This window comes from Hansschlegelia quercus (assembly GCF_004310425.1).
Taxonomy (GTDB): domain Bacteria; phylum Pseudomonadota; class Alphaproteobacteria; order Rhizobiales; family Methylopilaceae; genus Methylopila; species Methylopila quercus.
The window spans coordinates 186,357-200,495 of record NZ_SIUB01000005.1; the positions used below are offsets into that span (position 1 = coordinate 186,357).

At 67.8% G+C, this 14,139-nt stretch carries 12 protein-coding genes; 9 read left to right on the forward strand and 3 right to left on the reverse strand.

What is annotated here, in order from left to right:
* Positions 1-21 precede the first annotated feature (21 nt).
* Together fae and EYR15_RS11850 are read left to right on the forward strand one after the other, a co-directional pair.
* Positions 22-561 carry a formaldehyde-activating enzyme gene (gene fae, locus EYR15_RS11845; RefSeq protein ID WP_131003750.1) on the forward strand — a complete coding sequence of 180 codons (540 nt, stop codon included), beginning with the start codon at positions 22-24 and terminating at the stop codon, positions 559-561.
* 96 nt (positions 562-657) lie between these two features.
* Positions 658-2,187, forward strand: a complete 1,530-nt coding sequence (locus tag EYR15_RS11850; protein ID WP_131003751.1) for a YifB family Mg chelatase-like AAA ATPase — start codon at positions 658-660, stop codon at positions 2,185-2,187.
* Positions 2,188-2,193: 6 nt separating this feature from the next.
* Here EYR15_RS11850 and EYR15_RS11855 read toward each other — a convergent pair whose 3' ends face one another.
* Together EYR15_RS11855 and EYR15_RS11860 are read right to left on the reverse strand one after the other, a co-directional pair.
* Positions 2,194-3,225: a GNAT family N-acetyltransferase gene (locus EYR15_RS11855; RefSeq protein ID WP_131003752.1), complete on the reverse strand. Its 1,032-nt coding sequence runs from the start codon at positions 3,223-3,225 to the stop codon at positions 2,194-2,196.
* Between the two features lie 99 nt (positions 3,226-3,324).
* A complete protein-coding gene (locus EYR15_RS11860) occupies positions 3,325-5,013 on the reverse strand; it encodes an ATP-binding protein (RefSeq protein WP_165455489.1) in 1,689 nt (562 codons plus the stop codon).
* 144 nt (positions 5,014-5,157) lie between these two features.
* Between EYR15_RS11860 and greA the strand changes: the two genes are divergently transcribed.
* Positions 5,158-5,637, forward strand: a complete 480-nt coding sequence (gene greA / locus EYR15_RS11865; RefSeq protein ID WP_131003754.1) for a transcription elongation factor GreA — start codon at positions 5,158-5,160, stop codon at positions 5,635-5,637.
* A gap of 9 nt (positions 5,638-5,646) precedes the next feature.
* Here greA and EYR15_RS11870 read toward each other — a convergent pair whose 3' ends face one another.
* Positions 5,647-5,898 (reverse strand): DUF3297 family protein, encoded by a 252-nt coding sequence (locus tag EYR15_RS11870; RefSeq protein ID WP_131003755.1) that lies wholly within the window; start codon positions 5,896-5,898, stop codon positions 5,647-5,649.
* Between the two features lie 183 nt (positions 5,899-6,081).
* On the opposite strand from EYR15_RS11870, the gene EYR15_RS11875 reads away from it, so the two are divergent.
* The 6 genes from EYR15_RS11875 to EYR15_RS11900 all read left to right on the forward strand — a co-directional run bounded on the left by EYR15_RS11875 (position 6,082) and on the right by EYR15_RS11900 (position 14,132).
* Positions 6,082-7,197, forward strand: coding sequence for an extracellular catalytic domain type 1 short-chain-length polyhydroxyalkanoate depolymerase (locus tag EYR15_RS11875; protein ID WP_131003756.1), 1,116 nt, complete (start codon positions 6,082-6,084; stop codon positions 7,195-7,197).
* A 64-nt stretch (positions 7,198-7,261) separates the two neighbouring features.
* Positions 7,262-8,920, forward strand: a complete 1,659-nt coding sequence (locus EYR15_RS11880; protein WP_131003757.1) for an alpha-amylase family protein — start codon at positions 7,262-7,264, stop codon at positions 8,918-8,920.
* A complete protein-coding gene (locus EYR15_RS11885; protein WP_131003758.1) occupies positions 8,920-10,497 on the forward strand; it encodes an alpha-amylase family glycosyl hydrolase in 1,578 nt (525 codons plus the stop codon). The genes EYR15_RS11880 and EYR15_RS11885 overlap by 1 nt, the downstream gene beginning before the upstream one ends.
* Before the next feature lie 228 nt (positions 10,498-10,725).
* On the forward strand, positions 10,726-11,313 hold the full coding sequence (locus EYR15_RS11890) for an ANTAR domain-containing response regulator (RefSeq protein WP_131003759.1): 588 nt from the start codon (positions 10,726-10,728) through the stop codon (positions 11,311-11,313).
* A complete protein-coding gene (locus EYR15_RS11895; protein WP_131003760.1) occupies positions 11,310-12,410 on the forward strand; it encodes a CmpA/NrtA family ABC transporter substrate-binding protein in 1,101 nt (366 codons plus the stop codon). The genes EYR15_RS11890 and EYR15_RS11895 overlap by 4 nt, the downstream gene beginning before the upstream one ends.
* Positions 12,411-12,821: 411 nt before the next feature.
* Positions 12,822-14,132: a CmpA/NrtA family ABC transporter substrate-binding protein gene (locus tag EYR15_RS11900; protein WP_131003761.1), complete on the forward strand. Its 1,311-nt coding sequence runs from the start codon at positions 12,822-12,824 to the stop codon at positions 14,130-14,132.
* The last annotated feature ends 7 nt before the right edge of the window (positions 14,133-14,139 follow it).

Sequence of the window (14,139 nt, forward strand, 5' to 3'; positions counted from 1 at the left end):
CGAACACCTCAAGGAGACGACATGACCGACATCATCTTCCGCACCGGCGAGGCGACCGTGCTCGCGGCCGAGGGCCAGGCGACCGACGCCATGCCCGAGATCGTCATCGGCGCCGTGAACGGCCCGGTCGGGACCGCTTTCGCCTCGATGCTCGGCCAGTCGGTCGGCCACACCCGCATGTTCGTTGTGCGCGACCTGAACCAGGCGGTGAAGCCGGCGGCGATCATGACCAGCAAGGTCACGATCCCGTCTGCGGAATATGTCGACCTGCTCGGCGGCGTCGTTCAGGGCGCGATCGGCGACGCCATCCTGGACAGCGTGATCGACGGCGTCATCCCGAAGGACATCGTCGACGACATCTGCATCATCCTGACGGTCTGGCTCGACCTGCGCTGCGCGGAGGACCCGAACCTCGATAAGGCCGACCTCTACCGCACGAATTACGAGGCGACCAAGCTCGCCATCAAGCGGGCGATGAACAACGAGCCGGGGATCGACGAGCTGATCGCCAACCGCAAGTCCGTCAAGCACTACGCGCTGGACGGCGTCGTCGAGTACTGAACGCCTCCTAAGCGCCCCCGATGTTCGCTTATTGTTCTTGACAGCAAAAACCCTCCCGCTAGTCTCACGGTCCTTACAGGACGAGGGGCCGGCGGGATGGTCGTCTGGGTGTCGACTGTCGCGTTCGAAGGCGTCGAGGCTCGTGCCGTCGACGTGCAGGTTCAGGTCGCGCCGGGCATGCCGGGCTTCGCGATCGTCGGCCTGCCTGACAAGGCTGTTTCGGAGGCGAAGGAACGGGTGCGCTCCGCGCTGATCGCCTCCGGCCTCTCCCTGCCGCCGCGGCGCATCACCATCAACCTCGCCCCCGCCGACCTTCCCAAGGAAGGCTCGCATTTCGACCTGCCGATCGCGCTCGGCCTGATGGCGGCGATCGGCGCCGTGCCGGAAGGCTCGCTCGACGGCTGCACCGTGCTCGGCGAGCTTGCGCTAGACGGCACGATCGCGAGCGTCGCGGGCTGCCTGCCTGCGGCCGTCGCGGCCCATGCCCGCGGCCACATGCTGATCTGTCCCGAGGCCTGCGGAGCGGAAGCCGCCTGGGCGAGCGCGGACCTTCCCATTGTCGCGCCGCGCTCGCTGATCCAGATCGCGAACCACCTCAAGGGCGTGCAGGTTCTTGCACGCCCGCGTCCGGGCCTCCCCGAAGCCGACGGTCCGGTGGGCGACCTCGCGGAGGTCCGGGGCCAAGAGACCGCCAAGCGCGCGCTGGAGATCGCGGCCGCCGGCGGACACAATCTGCTGCTCTCCGGCCCGCCGGGCGCGGGAAAGTCGATGCTGGCGAGCCGGCTCCCCGGCATCCTCCCGCCGCTCGAACCAAGGGAGCTGCTCGAGGTCGCGATGATCCGCTCGATCGCGGGCGAGCTCGCAGGCGGGCGATTGAGCGACCGCCGTCCGTTCCGCGCGCCGCACCATTCCGCCTCCATGGCGGCGCTGGTTGGCGGAGGGGCGCGACCGCGGCCGGGCGAGATCGCGCTCGCGCATAACGGCGTGCTGTTTCTCGACGAGCTGCCGGAGTTCTCCGCCCAGGCGCTCGACGCGTTGCGCCAGCCGCTCGAAAGCGGCGAGGCGGTGATCGCCCGCGCCAATCACCGGCTGACCTATCCCGCGCGTTTCCAACTCGTCGCCGCGATGAACCCCTGCCGTTGCGGCGGGGGCGACGGCGGCCACGCCTGCCGGCGCGGTCCGCGCTGCGCGGCGGATTATCAGGCGCGAGTGTCCGGCCCGCTGCTCGACCGCATCGATCTCAGGCTCGACGTGCCCTCGGTGACTGCGACCGACCTGATGGCGCCGCCACCCTTAGAAGGCAGCGCCGCCGTCGCCGCACGCGTTCTCGACGCTCGCCGCCGTCAGCACGCACGCCATGCCGCGCTCGGCCTCAAGGGGTCGACCCTGAACGCGCATTTGCCGGTGACCGCCGTGGGGGCGGTGGCGGAGCCCGACGTGGCGGGACGCGCCCTGCTGGTCGACGCCGCGAACGGGCTGAGGCTCTCGGCCCGCGCCTATCACCGCGTGCTGAAGACCGCCCGCACGATCGCCGATCTCGACGGCGCAGACTCGGTCGGCCGCATCCACGTCGCCGAAGCGCTCGCCTATCGCGCGGCGCCGGACCGCCGGGCGGAGGCCGCGTGAGCGCCGTCAGGCCGCGTGGCGGCTCGCATCGGCGCCGTAATAATCGACGTAGCGCGGGTTGATCGCGGTCTTCGGCAGGATGATGAGCACATCGGTCGTGCCGAACTGGCGGTCGACCACCGCCCCGTCGCCGATATAGGCGCCGACCCTGAGATAGCCCTTGATCAAGGGCGGCAACGCCTTCAGCGCCTTGCGCTGGTCGATCTCGTCCTTCGGGATCAGGTCGAACGCCGCCCGACGCTCGGGAAGCGCCGTCGCCGACCATTCCGGCGGCGCTGCGTGGAAGTGGTGGAGGTAGGACAGCGCGAGCCGCAGCTTTTCCGGCTCGACGCCCTCGAGGCTCGCGCAGCCGATCATCACGTCGACGCGGTGCGCGAGCACATAGGCCCAGATGCCGTGCCACAGCAGTTCGACCGTACGTTTGTCGCGGTAGGGCTTCAGCACGCAAGAGCGACCGAGCTCGAGGAAGGACAGGCCGCGATGCCGCGCGATGAGCGGGCCGATGTCGAACTCGTTGGCGGTGTAGAAGCCGAACGCCGCTTCCGCCGCCGCCTGCCTCAGCAGCCGATAGGTGCCGACGACCTTGGGCTTGCGCGCCGCTTCGGTCTCGCCGGGCGCCACCTCTATCCCTTTCAGGCCGGGCATCAGCTTCGCCAGGCTGAAGCCGCCCTTCGGCTTGGCGCGGTCGTAGACCAGCAGGTGGTCGCAGACCGCGTCGAAGGGGTCCATGTCGCGCCGCGCAATGCGGAAGAAGGCGTCGGGCGTCGCCGACATCTCCTCGAAGAACACGCGATAGCGCAGGCGCTGGGCGCGCTTGACGTCCTTCGGGCGCTCGGCGAGCCGGAGCTCCAGTCCGCCGATGCGACCGAGCGGAGCGGGCAACGCCTGCGCCGCCTTGGCGAGGCGGGCGCGAATCGCGGCCTTTTCGACCGGATCCGGCTTGAACGACCACAGCCAGCCCGGTTTCAGCGCCGCCTTGCGCGGACTGAACGCCGGCGGAAAAGCATCGCCTTCCGGATGGGAACGATGATCGGCCATTGGCGCGTCTCCCCTGAGGGGCCGTCGCGCGAGGCCCCTCGCGCAGAGCAATGACTCATATTCGCCCGACAGGCATATGACAAAGCCGCGCGCGGCCGTTCACGCGGCCCGGCGCCGCGCGAACAGCGCCGCAAGCTCAGCGTGATCGAGCGGCTTCGCGATCAGGGCGTCGACGCCCGCGCGAAGCGCTTCGTCGCGGTCCTGCGCGGTGGCGTTGGCGCTCAGCGCGATCACTAGCGCAGGCTTGCGCGTGGAGCCGGCCTCGGCCGCCCGGATACGGCGGGCGACGCCGCAGCCGTCGAGACGCGGCATGCGGAGGTCGATCAGCGCTACGTCGAAGAGCCCGTCCTCGAAGGCCGCGGCTGCGGATACTCCATCGCCGAAATGGGTGGCGTCGCAGCCCATGCGCCGGAGATGCGCGAGCGCGATCAACGCGCTCACCGGATCGTCCTCGGCGAGCAGCACCCGCAGGCCGCCGACATTCGGGAAGACCATCGGCGCAGCGGATTGGGACGGCGTTTCCGGTTCCGCGACCGGATCGAGCAGCCGGTCGAGCAGGGATGCCGCGCGCACCGGCTTCACGAGATAGCCGTCGAAGCCGTCCGCGACGAGCCGAAGAAGTTCGCGCCGCTCGGCGGGGGAAAGCAGCAGCAGCACGCGCTTCGCTCCGCCCTCGCGCGCGGTCGCCGCAAGTCCCCCGGCGCCCGGCCCCGCGGCGCGGTCGATCAACGCCACGTCGCAGCCCCGTCCGGCCTCGCGCAGATCGGTCTCGGGCCCGACGAGAGCGACGCCGCCGCCCCAAAGCCGGATGCGCTCCGAGAGCCACGGCCCGCTGAACGGCCCGGCGGAGACGACCAGGACGCTCCGCCCCGCCAGCGGCTCGCGCGTCGGCGCAGCGGAGCCCTGCCAGGGCAGGCTCAGAGTGAAAATCGCGCCGGCGCCGGCTTCCGCCTCCGCCGACAGCGCGCCGCCCATGGCGTGGGCGAGCTTGCGGCTGATCGCAAGACCAAGGCCCACGCCGCTCGCGCCGATATCCGGCCCGCGTTCGAACTCGCCGAACAGCCGTTCGGAATCGTCCTGCGGAAAGCCCGGCCCAGTGTCGCTCACGGCGAACTTGATCTCGCCGTCCGCGATGTCCACGCGCAGGCCGACGCCGCCGGTCTCGGTGAACTTCACCGCGTTGCCGGCGAGGTTCAACAGCACCTGTCGGATGCGCGGCGCGTCGCCGTCGAGCATGTCCGGAACGCCGTCGCCCAGCATCACGGCGAGGTCGAGCCCCTTGGCCTGCGCGCGCGGCGCAAGCAGCTCCGCCACGCCCTCGACGAGTTCGGCGACCGAGAACGAGGCGTTCTGCAGCGTGAGCCGATCGGCGTCGATGCGGGAGAGATCGAGGATTTCGTCGACAAGCGAGAGCATCGCCTCGGCGGACTGCTTCACGGCGCCTGCATAAGCGCGTTGTTCAGGCGCAAGCGCGGTCTCCAGCAGCAACTCCGTCGTGCCGATCACGCCTGAAAGCGGCGTACGCATCTCGTGCGTCACGGTCGCGAGGAACATGGTCTTGGCGCGGTCGCCGGTAATCGCGCGGGCTTCCGCGTCCGCCATCGCCCGCTCCCCCTCGCGGCGCACCGCCTCGATGCGCTCCTCGGCGGACCATGTCGCATCCTGCTGGGTTTCGAGCGCGGCCTCGAGCGCAGCGATCCGGATGCGGTCGCGCGCGATCCGCCGGTGGGCGACGGCCGCAGCGAGGATCGCCGCGCAGACGACAGCCGTCAGGACCAGTTCGACCAAAAGCCACAAACCCCAAGACCGGGCGGCCCCTGGGGCCAGGGGTCGCTTCAATGCGGGAGGGGATGGTAGGGTCGCCGGATTGATGAACTCGTAACGTCCGGCCGAGCGCCGCCGGACGAGGAAGCCCGGAAGTCGCCCGAAGCCATGAGCGTCGCATTCACCAAGGAGACGGACCTCGAGGCGACTGCCGCCGACCTGCCCGACCGGCCGATCTCGCAGCATCCGAACCTCGTGACGCCGGAAGGTCTCGCCGCCATCGACGCCGCGCTGGCGGAGGCGCGCGCGGCCTATGCCGCGGCGCAGGTCGCGGGCGGCGTCGAAAGCGACCGCACGGCAATGGCGCGCGCGACGCGGGATCTCCGCTACTGGTCTTCGCGGCGGGCGAGCGCGGAGATGGTGGAGCGGCCGAGATCGCTCGACACCGTCGCCTTCGGCGCGCGCGTGACCTTCGAGCGTGAGGACGGTCGCCGGCAGAGCTACAGGATCGTCGGCGAAGACGAAGCGGACCCGACTAAGGGGTCGGTCTCCTATGTCGCCCCGCTCGCCCGCGCGCTGCTCGGCAGATCGGTCGGCGACGTCGCTCAGGCGCCGAATGGCGAGGTGGAGGTCCTCGCCATCGAGTGAGGCGTTCCTTCAGTCCGCGGCCTTTGCGTCGCGGAAGTAGGGCTCGACCGGCCCCTTGAGCAGGATAGTCATCGGATTGCCGGCGCGGTCACGCGCGGCGCCGGCGGCGACGCGGATCCAGCCTTCACTCACCGAATATTCCTCGACATTGGTCTTTTCGACGCCCTTGAAGCGGATGCCTACGCCGCGCTCCAGCGCGGCCTCATCGTAATGCGGGCTCTGCGGGTTGGAGGACAGGCGGTCGGGCGGTGTTTCGGCCATGGCGGGTCTCGGTTCGTCCGGTGGTAATCGCTCGGGCCTCAAGGCCATCCCCAGGGCGGCGCGTCAAGACGGAAGCTGTCCATCAGGACCGCTGCATGACATTCCTGCTGCGATGCAATATTGTAATACCGCGTCGCAGCATCAGATACCGCCTTGATGACCGCGCGCTTCCAAGGAGACGACATGGCCCGGCACGGCGCATTTTTCGCCGATCTCGCGGACCGGCAGAGCGGCTCCGGGAGCACGTCTCGACGTCTGACCGAGATCTCGGATTTCGGTCCGAATCCCGGCTCGCTGCGGATGCTCGCCTATGCGCCCGCGGGCTTGCCGAAAAACGCGCCGCTCGTCGTTGTGTTGCACGGCTGCACGCAGACAGCGGAAGGCTATGAGAGCCACGCCGGCTGGACGAAGCTCGCGGACGCCGAAGGCTTCGCGGTTGTCTATCCCGAACAGAGCCGCTCGAACAATTCGCAAGGGTGCTTCAACTGGTTCCTCCCTGCCGACAGCGCGCGGGGCCTTGGCGAGTCGCGCTCGATCCGGGGCATGGTCGACGCCGCGACCGAGCGCTTCGGGACAGACCCCAAGCGAGTCTTCGTGACGGGCCTCTCCGCCGGCGGCGCAATGGCGGCGGCCCTGCTCGCCGACTACCCAGAAGTGTTCGCGGCCGGCGCCGTGATTGCGGGCCTGCCCTGCGGCGCGGCGACCAGCGTCGGCGAGGCATTCGAGGCGATGTCCCATCCCCGCGAAAGATCGGCGCGCCAGCTCGGCGACATCGTGCGCGCGCGCTCCACCCACACCGGGCCATGGCCGCGCATCCAGATCTGGCACGGGAGCGCCGACCGCACCGTCACGCCGAAGAACGCGGACGCGCTGGCCCGGCAGTGGACCGATGTCCACGGCGTCGCCTACGAGACCGCGCATGAAGCGCCCGGCGCGCAATCGTCGCGCAAGACCTGGACCGCGGGCGGCCGCGCGGTCGTGGAACTGATCAGCATCCCTCGCATGGGCCATGGCACGCCGCTCGACGGCGCGGGGGGCGAGCGCAAGGGCCCGTTCATGCTCGACGTCGGCATCTCCTCGACGCGCGAGATCGCTGCGTTCTTCGGCGTGGCAGGCGCGGCCGTCACCAGGGCCGCGCCGCATCTCTCGGACGCCCGGGCGCAGAGCGCGACGAAGCCGGACGTGGTCCAGAGGAAGGTCACGAAGCGTCTCGAACCCGATCCGGAACCGAGGGGCGGCGCGCTCGACATCGGCGCGGTGATCTCCCGTGCGCTGAAGGCCGCGGGCCTTATGCGCTAATCCGCCTCGGAACCCCATCTCCTTGCCCGCGTTTGCGGAAGGGCGCATTCAACGGAGACGGGCCGTGATTTCCGACCTCTGGTACAAGAACGCCGTCATCTACTGCATCGCCGTCGAGAGCTTCATGGACTCCGACGGCGACGGCGTCGGGGATTTCCGCGGTCTGACGCGCCGGCTCGATTATCTTCACGGCCTCGGCGTCACGGCGATCTGGCTGATGCCGTTCCAGGCGTCTCCCGGCAAGGACGACGGCTACGACGTCTCCGACTATTACGCCGTCGACCCGCGCTACGGCACGCTCGGCGACTTCGTGGAATTCACCCACGGCGCCAAGCAGCGCGGCATGCGCGTGCTGATCGACCTCGTGGTCAATCATACCTCCGACCAGCACCCCTGGTTCAAATCGGCGCGCTCCGACCCGAAGTCTCCCTATCGCGACTGGTATGTCTGGTCGAAGAAGAAGCCGAATAACGCCGACAAGGGGATGGTGTTTCCCGGCGTTCAGAAGACGACCTGGACCCGCGACGAGAAGGCGGACGCCTATTACTTTCACCGCTTCTACGATTTTCAGCCCGACCTCAACACTGCGAACCCAGAGGTTCAGGCGGAGATCCTGAAGATCATGGGTTTCTGGATCCAGCTCGGCGTCTCCGGCTTCCGGATGGACGCCGTACCGTTCGTGATCGCGGATAAGGGCGCGGATGCAGGCCTTAACCCGAAGTCCGACTTCCAGATGCTGCGGACGTTCCGCGAATTCCTGCAGTGGCGCCTTGGCGACAGCATCATCCTCGGCGAAGCCAACATCGTCCCCAAGGAGGCGAAGAAATACTTCGGCGACGACGGCGACCGCCTGCAGATGATGTTCAACTTTCACGTCAACCAGAATCTGTTCTACGCCCTGGCCTCTAGCGACGCGCAGCCGCTCTCAAAGGCGCTGAACGAGACCAAGCCCGGCTACGACACCGCCCAATGGGGCCTCTTCCTTCGCAACCATGACGAACTCGACCTCGGGCGGCTGAAGGACGACCAGCGCGCGAAGGTCTTTGCAGAGTTCGGGCCCGACAAGTCGATGCAGCTCTACGACCGCGGCATCCGCCGTCGCCTCGCGCCTATGCTGAAGGCCGACCGGCGCCGGCTGGAGCTCGCCTACAGCCTGATGTTCACGCTGCCCGGCACGCCTGTGATGCGCTACGGCGATGAGATCGGAATGGGCGACGATCTATCGCTCCCTGAACGTTATTGCGCGCGCACGCCGATGCAGTGGTCGTCGGAGCCGCATGGCGGATTCTCAAAGGGCAAGAAGACCTATCTGCCCGCGATCTCCGGCGGCGGCTTCGGCTTCGAGACGGTCAACGTCGCCGAACAGCGGCGCGACAAGGACAGCTTGCTGAACTGGATGGAGCGCATCATCCGCATGCGCCAGGAGGTGCCCGAGATAGGCTGGGGCGATTACACGGTGCTGCCGCTCGGGACCAAGACGGCGCTTGGCCTGCGCTACGACTGGCGGAACAACTCCGTCGTCATCCTGCACAATTTCGACCCCGAGCCGCGCGAAGTCGTGTTCGATCCCGGCGCGGACGACGGCGTGCTTATCGACCTGCTTTCCGACAGGCATAGCAAAGCGGACAAGGACGGCAAACACCGCCTGACGCTCGAGGGCTACGGCTATCGCTGGTTCCGCTTGGGCGGGCTGAACTACCTCCTCGATCGCAGCGATATTTGATGAGCGACGAAACCGTTTGGTGGCGGCGCGGCGTCGTCTATCAGGTCTATCCGCGGTCGTTCCAGGACACCAATGGCGACGGGATCGGCGACCTCGAAGGCGTGCGACGCCGGCTCGACCATCTCGTCTCGCTCGGCGTCGACGCGCTGTGGCTGTCGCCGGTGTTCCCCTCGCCGATGGCCGATTTCGGCTACGACGTCTCCGATTATTGCGGGATCGACCCGATCTTCGGGACCATCGAGGACTTCGACCGGCTGCTCGGCGAGGCGCACGCGCGTCGGCTGAAGGTCATCCTCGACTTCGTGCCGAACCATTCGTCCGACGCCCACCCATGGTTCGGCGAAAGCCGCCGCGGCCGCGATGATCCGAAGCGCGACTGGTACATCTGGCGCGACCCGGCGCCCGATGGCGGGCCGCCGAACAATTGGATCAGCAATTTCGGCGGCAGCGCCTGGGAATATGACGAGACCAGCGGCCAGTATTACCACCACGCCTTCCTGAAGGAGCAGCCGGATCTCAACTGGCGCAATCCCGAGCTTCGCGCGGCGATGGCTGACGCGTTGCGCTTCTGGCTGAGCAAAGGCGTCGACGGCTTCCGCGTCGACGTCATCTGGCACCTGATCAAGGACGCCTCGTTCCGCGACAATCCGGCGAACCCGGACTATGTCGAGGGCGAGCCGGATATCTCTCGTCTGCTTCAGCTCCACTCCGCCGATCAGGACGAGGTGCTCGACGTCATCCGCGAACTGCGCGCCGTGGTCGACGCCTATGACGAGCGGGTGCTGATCGGCGAGATCTACCTGCCGGTGGAACGGCTCGTCGCCTATTACGGCCCGGATCTCTCCGGGGTGCATCTGCCATTCAATTTCCAGCTCATCCTGACGCCATGGGACGCGCGCCGCGTCTCGCAGCTGATCGCAAGCTACGAGGCGGCGCTGCCCGCCGGCGGCTGGCCGAACTGGGTGCTGGGCAATCACGACCAGAAGCGTGTCGCAACCAGGATCGGCGCCGCCCAGGCCCGCGTCGCCGCCATGCTTCTGCTCACGCTGCGCGGCACGCCGACGCTCTATTACGGCGACGAGCTCGGGCTCGCTGACGTCGCCGTCCCGCCTGAACTCGCGCAGGACCCATGGGAGAAGAACGAGCCTGGACACGGCCGCGACGGCGCCCGCACGCCGATGCCGTGGGACAGCTCGCCCAATGGCGGCTTCACGACGGGCCGCCCGTGGTTGCCGCTGAACGACGTCGCGACGCTGAACGTCGCGGATGAAGCCCGCGACCCGCGCTCCACGCTCTCGCTCCATCGCGCGCTGCTGGCGTTGAGGCGATCGACGCCTGCGCTCGAGATCGGCGACTATGAAGGCCTCGAAGCGGCCGGTGACGTGCTGGCGTTCCGCAGGCGGCTCGGTGGGGAAGAGATCGTGATCGCGCTCAATCTCGGCCCCAAGCCCGCGGAAATCGATCTCGGGGAAGCGACCGTGCTGCTGTCGACGCATATGGATCGGACGGGGCCGGAGCCGGCCGGGCCGGTGAAGCTGCGTGCGGACGAAGGTCTGGCGCTGAAAGTCTCACAATAGCGAAGCCACGTTTGTGTTCCTGCGTGCTTCGAGACGCCGTCCTGACGGACGGCTCCTCAGCATGAGGAGCGTTTGCGGTCAGACATCCATCACGCTCGACGGTCCTCATGCTGAGGAGCCCGCATCGCGGGCGTCTCGAAGCACGGACGCCCTGTTCATCGTTCTCAGTTCCCCCGCGACGCCTGCGCCTCTGGCGCAAGGCTGCGAACCGCTCATACAGTCGGCGAGATGCCCGACCGTCCCCTCAAGATCGCGCTTGTCGAGGAAAGCCCGGTGCGCGCCGAGATCCTGGAAGAGGGTCTTCGCGCAGTCCCGGAGGCTCAGGTCGTGCGCATCGCCGAGCACGCCAACCTGCTCGCGCGCATCTACGCGCTCGATCCCGACGTCATCCTGATCGGGCTTGAAAACCCGAGCCGCGACGTTCTGGAGCAGATGTTTCAGGTCAGCCGCATCGTGCGCCGCCCCGTCGGCATGTTCGTGGACCAGACCGATAGGGCCTCGATCGAAGCCGCGGTGGACGCCGGCGTCTCGGCTTATGTCGTCGACGGGCTGCGCAAGGAGCGCGTGAAGTCGATCCTCGACATGACGATCAGCCGGTTCAACGCCTTCGCCAAGCTTCGCGCCGAACTCGAGCAGGCGAAGTCCCAGCTCGAGGAGCGCAAGGTCGTCGACCGCGCCAAAGGCATCCTGATGCGCTCGAAGGGCATCGGCGAAGAGCAGGCCTATTCTTTGCTGCGCAAGGTCGCAATGAACGAGAAGAAGAAGATCGCCGAGATCGCGCAATCCGTCATCACCGCCGCGGAGCTTCTGCGATGAGCGCGGACAAGATCAAGATCGGCTTCATCCCTCTGGTCGACGCAGCGATCCCGGTGATCACCGCCGATCTCGGCTTCGCAGCGCAAGAGGGGCTGGAGATCGAGCTTGTGCGCGAGGTCTCCTGGTCGAACATCCGTGACCGGCTGATCTTCGGGCACTTTGAGGCGGCGCATATGCTGGCGCCGGTCGCGGTCGCCTCCTCGCTCGGACTCGGCGCGATCAAGGCTCCGCTCGCGGCGCCGATCGCGCTCGGGCTGAACGGCAACGCGATCACGCTCTCGCCGCGGCTGCACGACGAGCTGTTCGAGCGGCTGGAGCCGAGCGCGAACCCGGCCGATCCTTACGCCACCGGCCGCGCCTTCGCTCACCTCGTACGGGACCGGCGCGCCCGCGGCGACGAGCCTCCGGTGCTCGGCATGACCTTCCCGTTCTCGACGCACAATTATCAGCTCCGCCTCTGGTTGGATCAGGCCGGGCTCGATCCCGACGTCGACCTGCGGCTCGCGGTGTCGCCGCCGCCCTTCATGGTGGACGCGCTCGCCAGCGGGCACGTCGAAGGGTTCTGTGTCGGCGCGCCGTGGAACTCGCTCGCGGTCGAGCTCGGCCTCGGGCGCATTCTGCATCTCGGCGTCGACCTCGTTCGTCGCTGCCCGGAAAAGGTGCTGGCGATGCGCACAGGTCTGCTGCTGGAGCGGCCGGAGCTCGGCGCGGCGCTGATACGGGCTTGCGAGAAGGCGGCGCAGTGGCTCTCCGAGCCCGAAAACCGGGAGGAGACCGCCGAGCGGCTGGCGAGCTCGGACCGCCTCGACGTTCCGGCTGAGATCATTCGCCGGACGCTGGACGGGCGGCTGCCGATCGGCGACGGCCGGGGAGAGCGGCAGGCTGACGACTACATCATGTTCGACGAGACCCGCCCCGACCCGCGCCATGCGCGCTGGCTGTTCGAGCAGATGAAGCGGTGGGGGCAGGCGAACGGCAGCGCCGCGGAGGCCGCGGAAACAGTCTACCGCCCTGACCTCTACGACGCCGCGCTCGGCCGGACGCCGCCCTCTCTCACCGACGATCCGCTCGGCCTGTTCACGTCTGCGAGAGGCTGACGCGCTACGGCGTTGAGCTCCCGCACTCTTCCGCTGCACCGCACAACTTTCGGGCGCCCGCCGCATTTTATTGGGGCGCCCAAGGTACTAGGCAGCCGCCCTCACTGTTCCCAGAATTCCTTAGAACCAAACGAAACTGAGCGGTCGGCGCTCGGCGGCGCCAGCTGGCACGAGGCTTGTATGTAGGAGAGCGTGGGTCGCGTCAGCGCTGATGCGGAACCCCGCTTGCCCAGTGAAGGGCCGCCAGCAACGCCGCTGAACGGACGCGCAGTCGATGCGCGCCACCGTCAGCGGCTTTTTTGTTTTTTCACGCCGTCCGGCTTGGGCCGAGGCGTGTCGACCGCCCGGGTCCGGGGGTCCCTAGTCGACAGTCGAAATGCGCCTCGGGCGCGAATTGGAGCCGGCGAAACGATGAGCGACGACGTCAAGACCATGCTGACCGGTCCCTTCCGCCGCCGCGACGTGCTGCGCGCCGGCGCGGGCGCCGCCGCGACGATGATCGCGGCCCGTGCGCTTTCGCCGTCCGGCGTGTTCGCGCAGGAAGCCGGACCGGAGACTCCGAAGGCGAAGCTTGGCTACATCGCGCTGACGGACGCAGGCCCGCTCTTCGTCGCCAAGGAGAAGGGCTTCTTCGACAAATACGGGATGACCGAAGTCGAAATCTCCAAGCAGTCGTCGTGGGGCACGACGCGCGACAACATCGTGCTGGGCTCCGGCGGCGGCGGCATCGACGGCGCGCACATCCTCACCCCGATGCCGTACCTCATCACGTCCGGCGCCGTGACCCAGAGCAAGGCCGGCACGCCGATGTCGATCCTGGCGCGCCTCAACGTCTCCGGTCAGTGCATCTCGGTCGGCCAGGAATATGCGGACCTGAAGCTCGGCGTCGATTCCAAGCCCTTCAAGGAGGCGCTGGAGAAGAAGAAGGCCTCCGGCAAGGATGTGAAGGCCGCCGTGACCTTCCCGGGCGGCACGCACGATCTGTGGATGCGCTACTGGCTCGCCGCCGGCGGCATCGACCCCAATAAGGACATCCAGACCATCGTGGTCCCGCCCCCGCAGATGGTGGCGAACATGAAGGTCGGGACGATGGACACGTTCTGCGTCTGCGAGCCGTGGAACGAGCAGCTCAAGAACCAGAAGATCGGCTACACGGCGCTCACCACCGGCGAGCTCTGGGACAAGCACCCAGAGAAGGCGTTCGCGCTGCGCACCGATTGGGTCGAGGCCAATCCAAAGGCCGCCAAGGCTCTGCTGATGGCCATCATGGAGGCTCAGCAATGGTGCGAGAAGATGGAGAACAAGGAGGAGCTCGCGACCATCTGCGCCAAGCGCAACTGGATCGGTGCCCCCGTGAGCGACATCGTCGCGCGCATGAAGGGCACGTTTGACTATGGCGCGGGCAAGCCGGTCGTCGAGAACAGCCCCCACATCATGCACTTCTGGGACGACCACGCGTCCTACCCTTATCGGAGCCATGATCTCTGGTTCATCACCGAGGACATGCGCTGGGGCTATCTGCCTGAGTCCACGGACGCCAAGGTGCTGATCGACAAGGTCAATCGCGAGGATCTGTGGCGCGAGGCGGCGAAGTCGCTCGGCGTGACCGACATCCCGACCTCGACCTCCCGCGGCGTCGAGAAGATGTTCGACGGCAAGGTTTTCGACCCCGAGAAGCCGGGCGACTACCTCGCGAGCCTCCAGATCAAGCGCATGGCCTGACGACCGA